Below are 15,183 nucleotides of genomic sequence, written 5' to 3' on the forward strand. Positions count from 1 at the left end.
CAGCCTCATCGGCTATTTGGGGAAGAGGAAAAGCCCGCGTCTGGTAGCTGAAATTGCAGCTGCCTAGCGCGGGCTTTTTTTGCTTGCTTGGTTACACTTTGCTGATGACTTTGTCGACGATGCCGTATTCTTGCGCTTCGGCAGCGCTCATGAAGTAGTCGCGGTCCGTGTCTTTCTCGATGCGGCTAAGCGGCTGGCCTGTACGCTCCGCCAGGATGCCGTTCAAGTGGTCGCGCATTTTGATGATGCGTTTGGCGCGAATTTCGATGTCGCTCGCCTGACCCTCGGCTCCGCCGAGCGGCTGGTGGATCATCACTTCGCTGTTCGGCAGCGCATAACGCTTGCCTTTGGCGCCTGCAGTCAGGAGGAAAGCCCCCATCGATGCGGCCATGCCCACGCAAATCGTCGAGACGTCCGCTTTAATGAATTGCATCGTGTCGTAAATGGCCATACCCGAAGTAATCGAGCCGCCCGGGCTGTTAATGTAAAGGCTGATGTCCTTGGACGAATCTTGGGCTTCCAAAAACAGCAATTGGGCGATAATCGAGTTGCTCACCACGTCATTAATCGGGCTCCCGAGGAAAATGATGCGATCCTTGAGCAAGCGGGAGTAAATATCGTAGCCGCGTTCGCCGCGACCGTCCTGTTCAACTACCATAGGTACAAAATTCATCGGTGACATCCTCCTTATAAAGTTCGGATAGGAACATCATAGCGGAAATTTTCGAAAAGGTCAAGAAAGGTCAAATTATTGGAATAAAAAAACCAGCAATATGCTGGTTGCCGATTATTTGATTGCGTTATGCTTATCAAGAGAAGCTATATGGCGCACCCGCGAGGAATCGAACCTCGATCTCAGGCTCCGGAGGCCTACGTCATATCCATTGGACCACGGGTGCACATGTACATTTGCTTATTTAGAGCAAGCAAGAGTTATTATAGGTTAATCGCACATAAAATGCAAGCTTATTTTCGTTATCCGGCTTTCAAGCCGTTTTCGAGGAATTATTGAAAAATAAATTCGTAACTCTAGGCAGAAAGTTTAAAAGAGGGAGCGGGCTAACCGTGCTTGAAACCTTGGCGTCAATTTTCCGCATTGCGTGCGATTCCCGGCGAGCGATGCTGGTCGCACGTCGGCTGTCACTTCATGCAATCGCCAGGCGCCTTTTGCTTGCGCGGGCTGCGGAGCCGGACAGCCGATCCGGTGCTCGTTTCCGCAGCCTGGCGAAAAAATTATCCTTGGGAACGTGCGTATACCTGTGCGCTGGGAACGATCCGGAGCGGCTGTTTGAGGGCGTCCAGCTTCTCCTGCTCCGTAATCAGTCCGAGTTTGGACATGCGCTCCAGCACAAGCTTTTGCCGCTGCAGCGCCTTTTCGGGAAACTTCACGGGCGAATAATGCTCGGGCGCTTTTGGAAGCGCGGCAAGCATGGCCGCCTCATGCAGGCCGATCGCTGACTTGCCCGGTTCCGTTTTGCTGCGGATCGTTTTGCCGAAATAATAGTTCGCGGCGTTGTCGAGTCCGTAAATCCCGTGCCCGAAGTAGATGGAGCCGAGGTACAGCTCGAGGATTTCATCCTTCGTATATTTGCGCTCCAAAGCGACGGCAATGGCGATTTCCTTCAGCTTGCGCGTGTAAGTCTTATCTTGGGTCAGGAAAAGATTACGGGCCAGCTGCATCGTGACTGTACTGCCCCCTTGCGCTTTCCCTCCCTCCCGCAAGTCAACCCATAGAGCTCGGGCCAGCGAGCGGAAATCGACCCCGATATGGTTTTCGTAGCGGTGATCCTCGACCGCAATGAAGGCATTGTACACGTAATCGGGCATTTCCTTCAGCGGGATGGCCGCCGAAGCGCCGTTATTCGCAGAAGACGAAGGGACAGGCAGTTCTTTGCCCGCAATAAGCATTTGGCCGGCTGCCAGCAATCCTGCCGCGAACAGCATGGCTGCCGCTATAAGAAGGATGGCAATCCTTTTGAAGGCTGTGGCGATCCGGCTTTTCTTCTGCTTGGGGACCGCGGGACGGGGCTCGGAGCTTTTTGACGATGACATCGCTAATGCGGTTTGCATCTTGCGCCGCCTCCTTTATAGTTCGTGTTTAAAAAGGCTTTTTCAGCATCGGGAAGGTTGCAGGGGATTTCATCTTCCCTTTATAGCGTGATGAGCTTCCTTTCGGGAGCGTTGGTTTGTTCGACGAATGAAGATTTGGAGCCGAGTACGGCAATGGATAAAACGATACGGAACGTCTCGCGAATTGTCGCGGCAACGGATATTTTAGTCATATGGAAAACCTCCTATAAAGTTGATGGAAGCAAGCCAGCTCTGAGTTGATAAGTTAAGCATACCTCGTTCGCCAAACCAGGCGAAACGGCCGGGAGGTCGGTTTGGCGCTAGACCTAAGTCTTGCTTGGCCGGCCAATCGGGCGTTCGGCTAAGCATCGGCGCTTACACTTGTTTTGAGTAATTGCCGGCACCGCTGAAATACTTGGAGTCGGCTTCGTCAGCCTCATTTTTACTTGGTTGCTTGTTTCTATCTTATCGGTTTGCGGCGGAAGGCGACATCGATTTGGCTTGCGGAAAGCTTACACTTTCGTAAGGAATAAAAGGGAAGGCGCTCGTAATGTAATGGTTGACCGGATTTCCTGCCGCCAGGCCGTTTTAGACGTAGGTCGAACGAGGCGCAAAGTGGAAGATTGTCCCTCGCAAAGGTATAATGTAAGCAGTCATCGAGAAGCGAATGAGCAATTATATATAGGAAACGAGGTCGCCTGGAATGTCGATGAAAAAACTGTTTGCCGCAAAGCTTGGGCTTGCGATCGTATTAAGCTTGTCTGCGTGCGGAGCTCCGAAGGACGAAGCGTCGTCGTCGCATGCGCAGCATCAGCTGCCGAATGGGGATGTGCAGGAAAAAACCGCTTCCGCAGACAAATTGCCCAAGTTCCTTGACGGACAAAACGATACGATGGTTGCCGCTTACAAGCTTGCCGCCAAAAACACCGATTTGCTCAAATGGATCCCATGTTATTGCGGATGTGCGGATAGCGCCGACCATAAAAGCAATCAAAACTGTTTTGTGAAGGAAAAGCTGGAGGACGGCTCGATCGTTTGGGACGACCACGGTACCCGGTGCATCGTATGCGTCAATATCGCGGTTACGTCCATCAAGATGAAGGAAGAAGGAAAGACCCCCAAAGAGATTCGCACCTACATCGACCAAACCTACAGCAAAGGGTACGCGCCGCCGACGAAAACCGAGATGCCGAGTTAAGGAGGGAGGAACCCCTCCTTTTTTTGTTTCCAGTGATCAAGGGGGCGGTGTAGATCGGCCGAAATGTTGTACGGTTGTACGGTGTATAACGTTATGACTCATCACGCTTGTAGATTGCGAATTTGCTTGGAAATGCGAGGGGAGGTCAAATATGCTGGAACTCGAATTTGCCCGCTTGGAGCAAGGAATTGAGGTTCCCTATATGCTGTAGTCCGAAATTGCCTTCTTGGAGAACGGATTTAACAGTGCGCCGAGTCTAGGAGCCGCTGGAAGCGGGCATTTTCGGACTGCAGGCGAGGAAAGGAACCCAAGTTCGATTCCAATTGGGCAAAATCGGACACCAGCGCCTGCAAGCGGCGTTCTTTCCCAAACCGCACGCGCCTTTTGGCGCAAGGTGCTCAGTCACGCGACAGCTGTCATACCTTGTGTGGCTATATGAGGAGCAGGTTTGGGGATAGCGTAGTAGAAGAGTCTTGTGGAGCGGCGACTCCGGATATTCGCACCGCTCCCGGCGAGCGGTGTTTCGCTGTACAAAGGACTTAGCAGAAAGCGGCAAAGGTGAACAGAGGGAGGGGATATGGGGTGGAAAAGCGAAGCGGCCGCCTTTGAAATCGTGTTATTCCCGGCAAGTACGTTCCAGATAACACGATTTCAACGAGCGGTTGGAATCCCATATCCCGTCCCTCCGAAACGCGCTAACGTAGAGCCATCCTCCGCTTTAAATAGGAAACCTTTCCTAGGTCATTCGAATCAAATGAGAAGCGGGAGCGATAGGAATAAGGCTTCATATATCGCACAATTTCATTATAGAATCAAGGAGGGAAAATAATGAGATTGACGATCCGTATGAAGCTGCTCGCCAGCTTTGCCTTTGTCCTCGCGCTTCTTATCGCCATAGGAATGATCTCGCTCGTAAAAATGAACGATACCGGCGCAAAGATGAAGGAAATCGATCAGAACAGTTTGCCGAGTATTATTGCGCTTGCGGATATCGGAAAGGAATCGTTGAACGTGCAGCGGCTGCTCCTGCGCATCGTCATCGACGTTACGGAAGCCGAGAAGATCAGCCACGAGAAGGAACTGAACGATTCCGCAAACCGCATCAAGCAGCTGCAGGCGGAAACGGAAGCGCTGCTAACGAGCGATGCGGAGAAGAAGGCTTACGAGAAATTTTCAAGCGGCTGGAATGCCTATATGGCGGAAGTGCCCGGTCTGCTTCAGGCGGCAAGGGGGAATAATTCCGCTGTCATTTTGCCGCTGCTGGACAAGTCGGTGGAGCTGGGGCGCACGGTGCGGAAGGATTTGGACGAAGCCGTTGCGCTGAAGAGAGATGCGGCCGCCCTGAAGGCCGATCAAACCGTTGAGGCGAATCAATCGGCGCAATTGATCGTTTTCGTGCTTGGTTTGATCGCAGTAGCCGCCGCTGCAGGGTTGGCGATTTATATTTCCGGCGCGATTTCCAAGTCGATCAAAAATGTGACTCGGGTCGTCGCCAAGGTGGCTGAAGGGGAGTTGACGGAAGCTTGCGAGGTTCGCCAGAAAGATGAAATCGGTCATCTGGCTGAATCGATCAACGAAATGGTAGTTAAGCTGCGCGGGTTGATCGTGCAGGTAATCGGCGCTTCGCAAAGCGTAGCCGCCGCTGCCGAGCAAATATCCGCCGGCACGGAGGAAATCGCGGCAGGCGCATCCAGCCAGGCGGTTGCGGCGCAAACGATTCAGGAGCTCTTTATCGAGCTGTCCAAATCGATCGAAGCGGTTGCCGATAATGCGGAGCATGCGGCGCAGCTATCGGACGATACCCGCAAGCAGGCGCAGGATGGAGGACGTGTCGTCGAAGCGTCCGTTCAGGGGATGAACCGCGTTAACGAGCAAATGTCGCTGCTGCGCGACGATTCGAGTAAAATTGAAGCGATCATCGAAGTCATCGATGAAATCGCCGAGCAGACTAACTTGCTGGCGCTTAATGCGGCGATCGAAGCGGCGCGTGCCGGGGAGCAAGGCCGCGGATTCGCGGTCGTCGCCGAGGAGGTCCGCAAGCTGGCTGAGCGCAGCGGCGCCGCCGCCAAGCAGATCGGCGCTATCATCAAGGGCATGCAAGGCAATACATGGAATAGCGCTAAGGCTGTCGAAGATGCGGTTCGGCTGTCCGAAGAAACCGGCAAAACGCTGGAGCAGATCATCGTAAAAATTAACGGGAACGCCCATCAGGTGTCCGAGATCGCGGCGGCTTGCGAGGAGCAAGCGGCTCAGACCGGCGAATTCGGCAAGTCGGTGGAGCTTATTGCGTCGACGAGCGAAGAAGCGGCTGCAGCTGCGGAGGAGACGGCAGCCTCGACGCAGTCGCTTGCCAGACTGGCGGACGAGCTCAACGTTTCGGTGGCGATGTTCAAGGTTTGACGAGTCGATCGATTGGAGAGTTTAGTGGACAAGCGGGAGGGGCCGGTAAGAGAGCAGAAAATCGGCCTCTCTGTTAAATAACTGTAAAGGCAGCCCAAATGTGTCGAAATTGTTGCATTTATTTCGCCGATTGGGTACAATAGTAAATGTTCAACGACGTTTGTTAGCAAAACAAGGCTAACAAATCTTTTTTTAAGCAAGTGGGACGAAAAATGCTTACGTGGGACATATAATGTCCAACCCAATCGGGAGAGCGTGATATAACGATGCGTAATTTGCTCGATCTCCAAAAGCAGCTATTACCAGACTTGATCGAAGTTTTCAAAAAGCGGTATACGATCCTCCATCATATCGCGGTTTCGCGCGTAGTCGGCCGGCGGACGCTGGCTTCATCGCTCGATATGACGGAGCGGGTGCTGCGCGGTGAAGTCGATTTTTTGAAGGAGCAAGGACTGCTCGAGGCGGATAGCGCAGGAATGCGGGTAACGGCCTCCGGCATGAAGCTGCTGGAGCAGATGGAGCCGATGATCAAGGAGCTGTTCGGGCTTACCGACCTTGAAGAGCGTATCCGCGGCATTTTCGGATTGGATCAGGTTATTGTCGTTCCGGGAGATTCGGACGTTTCGCCCTATACGAAGAAGGAGCTTGGCCGCGCGGGAGCGGCGGTGCTGCGCAAGCAAGCGGTCAAAGACGGCGTTATCGCCGTAACGGGCGGTTCGACCATGGCCGAGGTGGCCAACCATCTGACTCCGTCGACGCAGCTGAAGGGGAACTGGTTCGTACCGGCTCGCGGAGGCTTGGGAGAGAGCGTGGAGCTTCAAGCGAACACGATCGCCTCTACGATGGCGAAGCGGGCGAGCGGGCAATACCGGCTGCTGCATGTGCCCGACCATCTTGGGGAGGAAGCGTACCAGTCGCTTATTCAAGATAAGACGATAAGCGAAATTATCGAAGTAATCCGAAGTGCGAGTATGATCGTACACGGGATCGGTGAGGCTATGGTCATGGCCCGGCGGCGCAAAGTCGATGAAGAGACGAAAGCGAAGCTGCTGGCGGACGGCGCGCTTGCCGAAGCGTTCGGTTATTATTTTGACCGGAGCGGGGTTCCCGTACACAAAATGCCGACCGTAGGACTCAGGCTCGAGGATATTCAGAGGACCGAAACGGTCATTGCGGTAGCCGGCGGTCAGAGCAAAGGCGAAAGTATCGCGGCGGTGCTTCGTTTCGGACATGAGAATGTGCTCGTTACCGACGAAGCGGCGGCAAGAGGAATCTTGCAGCATGCGGATGAACAAGAGCAAGACTAACTTTGTTGAGAAAACGTCGTACGGCGTTTTTCCCATAAATATTTAACCATTCAGGAGGTTTTCGATTATGGTGAAGGTTGGTATTAACGGATTTGGACGTATCGGACGGAACGTATTCCGCGCAGCGCTGAACAGCCCGGAAGTGGAAATTGTAGCGGTTAACGATTTGACGGACGTAAGCACGCTTGCGCATCTGTTGAAATACGACACGACGCACGGACGTTTGAACGCTACGGTGGAAGCGGCTGAGGGCGCGCTGATCGTAAACGGCAAAACGATTAAAGTATTCGCCGAGCGCGATCCTGGAAATCTTCCATGGGCTCAAGTAGGCGTTGAAATCGTCGTAGAATCGACAGGTATTTTCACGGCGAAAGAGAAAGCCGAGCTTCACTTGAAAGGCGGCGCGAAGAAAGTTATCATCTCCGCTCCTGCTACGAACGAAGACATTACGATCGTTATGGGCGTTAACGAAGACAAATACGATCCGGCCGTTCACACGATCGTTTCGAACGCTTCCTGTACGACGAACTGCTTGGCTCCTTTCGCGAAAGTGCTGAACGACCAATTCGGCATCGTTAAAGGTATGATGACGACGGTTCACTCTTACACGAACGACCAGCAAGTGCTTGACCTGCCGCATAAAGATCTGCGCCGTGCGCGTGCTGCAGCAGAGAACATCATTCCTTCGACGACCGGCGCTGCCAAAGCGGTATCGCTTGTCCTTCCCGAGTTGAAAGGCAAACTGAACGGCATGGCTATGCGCGTTCCTACGCCTAACGTTTCGGTAACCGACCTTGTCGTCGAGCTGAAATCGAACGTAACGGTTGACGATATTAACGGCGCCCTGAAAGCAGCTGCAGAAGGCCCGCTGAAAGGTATCTTGAATTACTCCGACGAGCCGCTCGTATCGAGCGACTACAATGGCGATCCGGCTTCCTCGACGATCGACGCGCTGTCGACGATGGTCGTTGGCGACAACATGGTGAAAGTCGTTTCCTGGTACGACAACGAGTGGGGCTACTCCAACCGTGTCGTCGACCTCGCCGCTTTCATCGCCAAAAAAGGGCTGTAAGACGATCGAAGGGTCGCACCGCCAAGCAATAGACATAGACATCCCGGCATCGCTTCACGTTGGCTTTATCAGATAAAACAATGTGGAAGCGACACTACACCTGAGGTAAGAGCCAGTGTCAAAAGACGCGCTAGGCGATTATCCTTGTGAGGCGGATAGCGAATCAAGAGGAGAAGCGATTCTCCTCTTTCCCCTGTTAAGCCAGTGTTTGAGTTTGATCTCGTTGTGTTACAATGATTCGTGGAGGAGGGTACACAAAGATGAATAAGAAAAGTGTCCGCGATGTGGAAGTAGCCGGCAAACGAGTGTTTGTCCGGGTCGATTTTAACGTACCGTTAGAAAATGGGGTTATTACGGACGATACGCGTATCCGTGAAACGCTGCCGACGATCAAGTATTTGATCGAGGGCGGAGCGAAGGTCATTCTTGCCAGCCATCTTGGCCGTCCTAAAGGACAAGTCAACGAAGATATGCGCTTGACGCCGGCTGCAGTCCGGTTGTCCGAGCTGCTCGGCAAGCCTGTAGCGAAAGCCGATGAGGCAATCGGCGAAACGGTCAAGGCGCAAATCGCCGATATGAAAGACGGCGACGTGCTGCTGCTCGAAAATGTCCGTTTTTACGCAGGCGAAGAGAAGAACGATCCGGAGCTGGCCAAGGCGTTCGCCGAGCTGGCCGATCTTTATGTGAACGATGCTTTCGGAGCGGCGCACCGCGCGCATGCCTCGACGGAAGGCATCGCCCATCATTTGCCGGCTGTTTCCGGTCTGCTGATGGAGAAGGAGCTTGACGTGCTCGGCAAAGCGCTGAGCAACCCTGAGCGTCCTTTTACCGCGATCGTAGGCGGAGCGAAAGTGAAAGACAAAATCGACGTGATCAACAACCTGCTGAACATCGCTGACAACATCATCATCGGCGGCGGGCTTTCCTATACATTCCTGAAGGCGCAGGGCTATGAAATCGGCAAATCGCTCGTGGATAACGAGAAGCTGGACCTTGCCCTCGGCTTTATTAACAAGGCGAAGGAAAAAGGCGTCAACTTCCTCCTTCCCGTCGACGTCGTAGTGGCGGACGATTTCAGCGCCAGCGCGAACACGAACATCGTACCGATCAATCAAATGCCTGCGGACTGGGAAGGCATCGACATCGGACCGAAAACGAGCGAGCTGTATGCAGCGACAATCGCGAATTCCAAGCTGGTCGTATGGAACGGACCGATGGGCGTATTCGAAATCGAGCCTTTCTCCCATGGCACGCGTGCGGTTGGCGAAGCATGTGCGGCAACATCGGCATACACCGTTATCGGCGGCGGCGATTCCGCGGCGGCAGTCGAGAAATTTGGACTGGCCGATCGAATGGATCATATTTCCACCGGCGGTGGCGCGTCGCTCGAGTTCATGGAAGGCAAGGCGCTTCCGGGCGTTGTTGCGCTTAACGATAAATAAGACTTACAAATAACGGCACGAATCATTACCTTTATTAACATAAACGAGGTGAGCATACATGAGAAAACCGATCATCGCAGGCAACTGGAAAATGTTCAAAACGGTGTCCGAGGCAGTCGCATTCGCTGAAGCCGTTAAAGGTAAAGCGGAGGTTGACGGTGTGGAGAGCGTCGTATGTGCGCCGTTCACGAACCTGCCGGCACTGGTTGAAGCGTTCAAGGGCACGGCAATCGCCGTAGGCGCGCAAAACCTTCATTGGGAGGACAACGGGGCGTTCACGGGTGAAATCAGCGGCGTTATGCTGAAGGAGCTTGGCGTGCAGTATGTCATTATCGGCCATTCGGAGCGCCGCGCGTACTTTGGCGAGACGGACGAAATCGTCAACAAAAAAGTTCACGCCGCATTCAAGCACGGTTTGACGCCGATCGTTTGCGTTGGCGAGAAGCTGGAAGAGCGTGAAGCAGGACGTACGAAGGCGGTTTGCAAAACGCAAACCGAGGCCGCTCTCCAAGGTCTTTCCGTCGAGCAGGCGAAACAAGTCGTGATCGCATATGAGCCGATTTGGGCGATCGGAACGGGCAAATCGTCGACAGCCGACGATGCGAACGAAGTCATCGCGTATATTCGCGATCTCGTAAGCGGCCAATTCGGAGCGGAAGCGGCTAACGAACTGCGGATTCAATACGGCGGCAGCGTGAAGCCGAACAATATTAGCGAATATATGCAGATGAGCGATATCGACGGCGCGCTTGTGGGCGGAGCCAGCTTGGAGCCGGCCTCGTACATTCAACTCGTCGAGGGGGCGAAGTAAATGTCCGCTCCTAAACCGGTTGCGCTTATTATTTTGGACGGATTCGGACTTCGCGGGGAAACGCAGGGCAATGCGGTCGCCCAGGCGAATAAGCCGAACTACGACCGTTACATGGCGGCTTATCCGAACACGACATTAACGGCGTGCGGAGAAGCGGTCGGTCTGCCGGAAGGTCAGATGGGTAACTCCGAGGTCGGCCATCTGAACATCGGCGCCGGACGTATCGTGTATCAGGATTTGACGCGCATTTCGAAATCGATCCGGGAAGGCGAGTTTTTCGATAACGAAACGCTGCTGGCAGCCGTTCGCCACGCCAAAGAGAACGGCAAAAAGCTTCATCTGTACGGCCTGTTGTCAGACGGCGGCGTCCATAGCCATATTAGCCACTTGTACGCGCTGCTGGAGCTGGCGAAGAAAGAGGAGCTGGAGGACGTGTATATCCACGCGTTTCTTGACGGCCGCGACGTTTCGCCTGACAGCGCCAAAGGATACATGGAGCAGCTGCTTGAGCACATCGAGAAAATCGGCATTGGCAAAGTGGCCACCGTACAAGGGCGTTACTATGCGATGGACCGCGACAAGCGCTGGGATCGCGTCGAGAAGTCGTACCGCGCCATGGTATATGGCGAAGGACCTCAGGCGTCCGATCCGCTTAAGGCGATCGTGGATTCCTATGAGCAGTCGGTTTACGACGAATTCGTCTTGCCTACCGTTATCGTCGGGGATGACGGCCAGCCGGCCGGTCTTGTGGAATCGGGCGATTCCGTCATTTTCTTCAACTTCCGTCCGGACCGTGCGATCCAGCTTTCGCTCGTGTTTACGAACGAGGACTTCCGCGGCTTCGATCGCGGGGAGAAAGCGCCTCAAGACCTGTATTATGTCTGCTTAACGCTGTTTAGCGAAACGGTAGGCGGGTTTGTCGCGTATACACCTAAGAACCTCGATAATACGATTGGAGAAGTGCTGGCGCAGAACGGCTTGAAGCAGCTGCGTACGGCGGAGACCGAAAAATATCCGCATGTCACGTTCTTCTTCAGCGGCGGGCGCGATAAGGAGCTACCGGGCGAGACACGTATCCTGATTAACTCCCCTAAAGTAGCGACATATGACCTGCAGCCTGAAATGAGCGCATACGAGCTGGCGGCTTCCACGGTCAAGGAAATCGAAGCGGGGAACCACGACGTCATTATTCTCAACTTCGCCAACCCTGACATGGTAGGTCATTCGGGCTTGCTCGAGCCTACGATCAAAGCGGTCGAAGCGACTGACGAGTGTCTGGGTCAAGTCGTCGAAGCGATTCTTGCCAAAGGCGGGGTAGCGATCATTACCGCCGACCACGGCAACGCCGACATCGTTCGAGACGAAAAGGACCGTCCGCATACGGCACATACGACGAACCCGGTTCCGATCATCGTGACGAAGCAGGGGATCGAGCTGCGCGAAGGCGGAATTTTGGCAGACATTGCGCCGACCCTGCTTGATATTTTACAATTGAAGCAGCCTGAAGAAATGACAGGGAAATCAATTATTAGTTACCCCACAAAGTGACGTGATGCTTCGAAGCATATTCCGACTACTTTGCGGGGGCCCCGTAAATTCCTGTAAACCGTTCAACTAGATTACAAACCAAAAGGAGTGTTAATGAAATGACCATCATTTCCAACGTATATGCGCGCGAAGTGTTAGACTCCCGCGGCAATCCGACGGTAGAAGTAGAAGTGCATCTAGAGAGCGGCGGCTTCGGACGCGCGATCGTTCCGTCCGGCGCATCCACAGGCGCCTATGAAGCGGTAGAGCTTCGCGACGGCGACAAAAGCCGTTACGTAGGTAAAGGCGTACTGAAAGCGGTAGAAAACGTGAACGACATCATCGCGCCGGAAATTATCGGCTTCGACGCCCTTGATCAAGTGGCGATCGATACAAGAATGATCGAGCTCGACGGCACGCCGAACAAAGGCAAGCTCGGCGCGAACGCGATTCTCGCGGTTTCGATGGCGGCGGCACGCGCAGCTTCGGACGCCCTCGGCGTATCGCTTTACACATACCTCGGCGGCTTCAACGCCAAAACGCTTCCGGTTCCGATGATGAACATCGTAAACGGCGGCGCGCATGCCGACAACAACGTCGATGTGCAAGAGTTTATGGTACTGCCGGTTGGTGCGCCAAGCTTTAAAGAGGGACTGCGCTGGGGTACGGAAATTTTCCACAGCCTCAAATCGGTTCTGAAGGAAAAAGGCTTAAACACGGCAGTTGGCGACGAAGGCGGCTTCGCGCCGAACCTGAGCTCCAACGAAGAAGCGATCACGACGATCATTACGGCGATCGAGCGTGCAGGCTACAAGCCGGGTGAAGACGTATTCCTCGGTATGGACGTCGCTTCGACGGAATTTTTTAAAGACGGCAAATACCACCTCGAAGGCGAAGGCAAGTCCTATACGTCGGCTGAGTGGATCGACTTCCTTGCGGCTTGGGTAGACAAGTATCCGATCATCACGATCGAAGACGGCTGCTCCGAAGACGACTGGGAAGGCTGGAAGCTGCTGACCGAGAAACTGGGCGGCAAAGTGCAGCTCGTAGGCGACGACCTGTTCGTTACGAACACCGAGCGCTTGTCCACAGGTATCGAAAAAGGCATCGGCAACTCGATTCTGGTTAAAGTCAACCAAATCGGCACGCTGACCGAAACATTCGACGCCATCGAAATGGCGAAACGCGCAGGCTATACGGCCGTTATCTCGCACCGCTCCGGCGAAAGCGAAGACAGCACGATCGCCGATATCGCGGTTGCGACGAATGCCGGCCAAATCAAAACCGGCGCGCCTTCCCGTACGGATCGCGTAGCGAAGTACAACCAATTGCTTCGCATCGAGGACGAGCTTGGCCGCGTAGCGCAATATGCGGGACAGAAAGCATTTTACAACTTGAAAAAATAATCGGGCTTAACCCGAAACGAGACGCTTATGCCGCCGTATTATGCGACATAGGCGTCTTTTTTGATGTATCGGAAAGTACACGCGGGAACGGCTCTAAACCTCCGTAAACGCGTCGCGCGATCCTCAACGCGTGATTGCGGCTCCATCCGGCTATATATGGGCTGTTTCGCACGGTTAGCGCATAGGATAGGATGTATGAGACAGGCTGCCGCATTCCCCGCAATGGGCTTGCGCAAGAAGGAGTGATTCCGTGGGCAAGTGGATGTTGACGATATTGATTCTGATCGGGTTGGCGCTGCTGACCCACTACCTTCCATTCTCGGATTTTTTCCGAAATCTCGATACGATGATTCACGAATCCGGCCATGCCTTGACTACGCTTCTGCTGCAAGGCAGCGTAATGGAAATCGAGCTGTACGTCGATCACAGCGGGGTGACCCGCAGTGCCGTTTCGCAGCCGTGGGCGATTATTCCGATTGCGCTGTCCGGCTACATGATGGCGTCGCTGTTCGCCTGGCTGCTGTTTGCGTTGTATGCCAAGGGCAAGCATAGGGCGGGGCTGATCCTGATGGCGTCGCTTGCGGCCTTAGTGCTGCTGCTTTTCGTGCGCAACGAGTTCGGCGTGTTATGGCTGATCGGTTTTCTGATCTTCACGATTTTGGCGATCGTGTTCGGAGGAAAAAACGTGGTCGGCAAATGGGTGTTTCTGATCGTGGCGTTTCTTACGCTGGAGGAGTCCGTTTTTGGACCGTTCTCGCTGGTCTACTATGCGCTTTCGCGTCCGGGAGGAGCGGGCGATGCAACCATTCTGAGCAATGAAACCCCCATACCGGCTCTCATTTGGGCGATATGGTTCACGCTATTTTCGCTCTGGTGCGCGAAGCAGGCGATTACGGCTTTTCTGGGCGGGAAGAGACGAACGGAGGGACCTTTGCGCTCGCGGGGATAGCGAGGGCAAGTAAGGCAAAAACACATATATTTTCGCCAATAAAGCTGACTATACGCGAGTCGCTCAACCTGTTATTTTGGGGAGGTAGCGGGATTTGAGTTTGCTGCTGACGATGCTGCGTTTCTTGCGAAACGCTTAAGGAGATGACAAGATTGAGTAAAATTCCGGTTGGATTGCAGTTGTACACGCTTCGCGAAGAGACAAAACAGGATTTTATCGGCACATTAAAAAAGGTTGCAGCGTTAGGTTACCAAGCGGTCGAATTTGCCGGCTATGGCGGCATTGAGGCTAAAGAGATGCGCAAGGTGCTGGACGATCTCGGCCTGCAGGCCATTTCCAGCCATGTCGGCATTGACGCATTAAACGGCGAGCTGGAGCAGCAAATCGTTTACAGCCAAGAGATCGGCGCCTCCTACATCGTATGTCCTTGGCTGCCGGGCGAAAAATTGAAGGAGCCGCAAGCGTTCGACGCGTACTGCGCGACCTTCCGTACGGCCGGAGAAGCGTGTAATGCCGCCGGCCTTACGTTTGCCTACCATAACCATGCGTTCGAGTTCGAGAAGGTAGACGGGCAATTTTTGCTCGATAAACTGTACGCATCCGTCAGCAGCGATCTGATGAAGGCGGAGCTTGATTTGTACTGGGTGCAAAAAGGCGGCTTGAACCCGCGCGACTACTTGCTTTCCCTGAAAGGACGCGCACCGCTCGTCCACGTCAAAGATATGACCGGCGATGAAAGCGGAACGTTCGCCGAAGTCGGCCATGGCATCATCGACTTCGCTTCTATTTTCAATGTTGCGGAAGAGGCGGGGGTACGCTGCTACATCGTGGAACAGGACCAATGCCAGCGTTCGCCTTTGGAAAGCGTTCAAATGAGCATTGAACACTTGAAATCGATCGGAATCGCCTAAATAAGAAGACCTCCGCCACCAGTATGGTCAAGACCCTTATTTGTGGACACTGTAAAAAGCCCTAGGCAACAAGCTGGCGTCGGTACTCAA

The 15,183-nt window shown here is 53.9% G+C and carries 13 protein-coding genes and 1 tRNA gene; 10 read left to right on the forward strand and 4 right to left on the reverse strand.

Annotated elements, in window-relative coordinates:
- Nucleotides 1–91: 91 nt before the first annotated feature.
- The 4 genes from clpP to DQG23_RS43565 form a co-directional block, all read right to left on the reverse strand.
- Nucleotides 92–673, reverse strand: a complete 582-nt coding sequence (gene clpP / locus DQG23_RS40130; protein WP_113036675.1) for an ATP-dependent Clp endopeptidase proteolytic subunit ClpP — start codon at nucleotides 671–673, stop codon at nucleotides 92–94.
- Between the two features lie 151 nt (nucleotides 674–824).
- A tRNA-Arg gene (locus DQG23_RS40135) sits at nucleotides 825–899 on the reverse strand.
- A 334-nt stretch (nucleotides 900–1,233) separates the two neighbouring features.
- Nucleotides 1,234–2,070 carry a transglycosylase domain-containing protein gene (locus tag DQG23_RS40140; RefSeq protein ID WP_113036676.1) on the reverse strand — a complete coding sequence of 279 codons (837 nt, stop codon included), beginning with the start codon at nucleotides 2,068–2,070 and terminating at the stop codon, nucleotides 1,234–1,236.
- Between the two features lie 80 nt (nucleotides 2,071–2,150).
- Nucleotides 2,151–2,282, reverse strand: coding sequence for a hypothetical protein (locus DQG23_RS43565; RefSeq protein ID WP_272949092.1), 132 nt, complete (start codon nucleotides 2,280–2,282; stop codon nucleotides 2,151–2,153).
- 497 nt (nucleotides 2,283–2,779) lie between these two features.
- Between DQG23_RS43565 and DQG23_RS40145 the strand changes: the two genes are divergently transcribed.
- The 10 genes from DQG23_RS40145 to DQG23_RS40195 all read left to right on the forward strand — a co-directional run bounded on the left by DQG23_RS40145 (nucleotide 2,780) and on the right by DQG23_RS40195 (nucleotide 15,093).
- Nucleotides 2,780–3,268 carry a PCYCGC motif-containing (lipo)protein gene (locus DQG23_RS40145; RefSeq protein ID WP_113036687.1) on the forward strand — a complete coding sequence of 163 codons (489 nt, stop codon included), beginning with the start codon at nucleotides 2,780–2,782 and terminating at the stop codon, nucleotides 3,266–3,268.
- A gap of 828 nt (nucleotides 3,269–4,096) precedes the next feature.
- A complete protein-coding gene (locus DQG23_RS40155) occupies nucleotides 4,097–5,668 on the forward strand; it encodes a methyl-accepting chemotaxis protein (RefSeq protein WP_113036678.1) in 1,572 nt (523 codons plus the stop codon).
- A 266-nt stretch (nucleotides 5,669–5,934) separates the two neighbouring features.
- Nucleotides 5,935–6,975 (forward strand): sugar-binding transcriptional regulator, encoded by a 1,041-nt coding sequence (locus DQG23_RS40160; RefSeq protein ID WP_113036679.1) that lies wholly within the window; start codon nucleotides 5,935–5,937, stop codon nucleotides 6,973–6,975.
- Between the two features lie 67 nt (nucleotides 6,976–7,042).
- Nucleotides 7,043–8,047: a type I glyceraldehyde-3-phosphate dehydrogenase gene (gene gap / locus DQG23_RS40165; RefSeq protein WP_113036680.1), complete on the forward strand. Its 1,005-nt coding sequence runs from the start codon at nucleotides 7,043–7,045 to the stop codon at nucleotides 8,045–8,047.
- Nucleotides 8,048–8,307: 260 nt separating this feature from the next.
- Nucleotides 8,308–9,489 carry a phosphoglycerate kinase gene (locus DQG23_RS40170; RefSeq protein WP_113036681.1) on the forward strand — a complete coding sequence of 394 codons (1,182 nt, stop codon included), beginning with the start codon at nucleotides 8,308–8,310 and terminating at the stop codon, nucleotides 9,487–9,489.
- 58 nt (nucleotides 9,490–9,547) lie between these two features.
- Nucleotides 9,548–10,300 (forward strand): triose-phosphate isomerase, encoded by a 753-nt coding sequence (gene tpiA / locus DQG23_RS40175; protein WP_113036682.1) that lies wholly within the window; start codon nucleotides 9,548–9,550, stop codon nucleotides 10,298–10,300.
- Complete coding sequence (gpmI, locus tag DQG23_RS40180; RefSeq protein WP_113036683.1) at nucleotides 10,301–11,848, forward strand: 2,3-bisphosphoglycerate-independent phosphoglycerate mutase; 1,548 nt, start codon at nucleotides 10,301–10,303, stop codon at nucleotides 11,846–11,848.
- Between the two features lie 98 nt (nucleotides 11,849–11,946).
- Nucleotides 11,947–13,233: a phosphopyruvate hydratase gene (gene eno / locus DQG23_RS40185; protein ID WP_113036684.1), complete on the forward strand. Its 1,287-nt coding sequence runs from the start codon at nucleotides 11,947–11,949 to the stop codon at nucleotides 13,231–13,233.
- A gap of 250 nt (nucleotides 13,234–13,483) precedes the next feature.
- The gene (locus DQG23_RS40190; RefSeq protein WP_113036685.1) at nucleotides 13,484–14,182 is read left to right on the forward strand and encodes a M50 family metallopeptidase; all 699 of its coding nucleotides are present in this window, start codon (nucleotides 13,484–13,486) and stop codon (nucleotides 14,180–14,182) included.
- Between the two features lie 152 nt (nucleotides 14,183–14,334).
- Nucleotides 14,335–15,093, forward strand: a complete 759-nt coding sequence (locus tag DQG23_RS40195; protein WP_202866028.1) for a sugar phosphate isomerase/epimerase family protein — start codon at nucleotides 14,335–14,337, stop codon at nucleotides 15,091–15,093.
- Nucleotides 15,094–15,183: the final 90 nt, after the last annotated feature.

Origin of the sequence: Paenibacillus contaminans, from assembly GCF_003285015.1 — a bacterium.
GTDB classification, from domain to species: domain Bacteria; phylum Bacillota; class Bacilli; order Paenibacillales; family NBRC-103111; genus Paenibacillus_V; species Paenibacillus_V contaminans.

Coding starts and splice junctions, on each gene's coding strand:
- clpP (WP_113036675.1), bottom strand. CDS start 673: ATGAATTTTGTACCTATGGTAGTTGAACAGGACGGTCGCGGCGAACGC.
- DQG23_RS40140 (WP_113036676.1), bottom strand. CDS start 2,070: ATGCAAACCGCATTAGCGATGTCATCGTCAAAAAGCTCCGAGCCCCGT.
- DQG23_RS43565 (WP_272949092.1), bottom strand. CDS start 2,282: ATGACTAAAATATCCGTTGCCGCGACAATTCGCGAGACGTTCCGTATC.
- DQG23_RS40145 (WP_113036687.1), top strand. CDS start 2,780: ATGAAAAAACTGTTTGCCGCAAAGCTTGGGCTTGCGATCGTATTAAGC.
- DQG23_RS40155 (WP_113036678.1), top strand. CDS start 4,097: ATGAGATTGACGATCCGTATGAAGCTGCTCGCCAGCTTTGCCTTTGTC.
- DQG23_RS40160 (WP_113036679.1), top strand. CDS start 5,935: ATGCGTAATTTGCTCGATCTCCAAAAGCAGCTATTACCAGACTTGATC.
- gap (WP_113036680.1), top strand. CDS start 7,043: ATGGTGAAGGTTGGTATTAACGGATTTGGACGTATCGGACGGAACGTA.
- DQG23_RS40170 (WP_113036681.1), top strand. CDS start 8,308: ATGAATAAGAAAAGTGTCCGCGATGTGGAAGTAGCCGGCAAACGAGTG.
- tpiA (WP_113036682.1), top strand. CDS start 9,548: ATGAGAAAACCGATCATCGCAGGCAACTGGAAAATGTTCAAAACGGTG.
- gpmI (WP_113036683.1), top strand. CDS start 10,301: ATGTCCGCTCCTAAACCGGTTGCGCTTATTATTTTGGACGGATTCGGA.
- eno (WP_113036684.1), top strand. CDS start 11,947: ATGACCATCATTTCCAACGTATATGCGCGCGAAGTGTTAGACTCCCGC.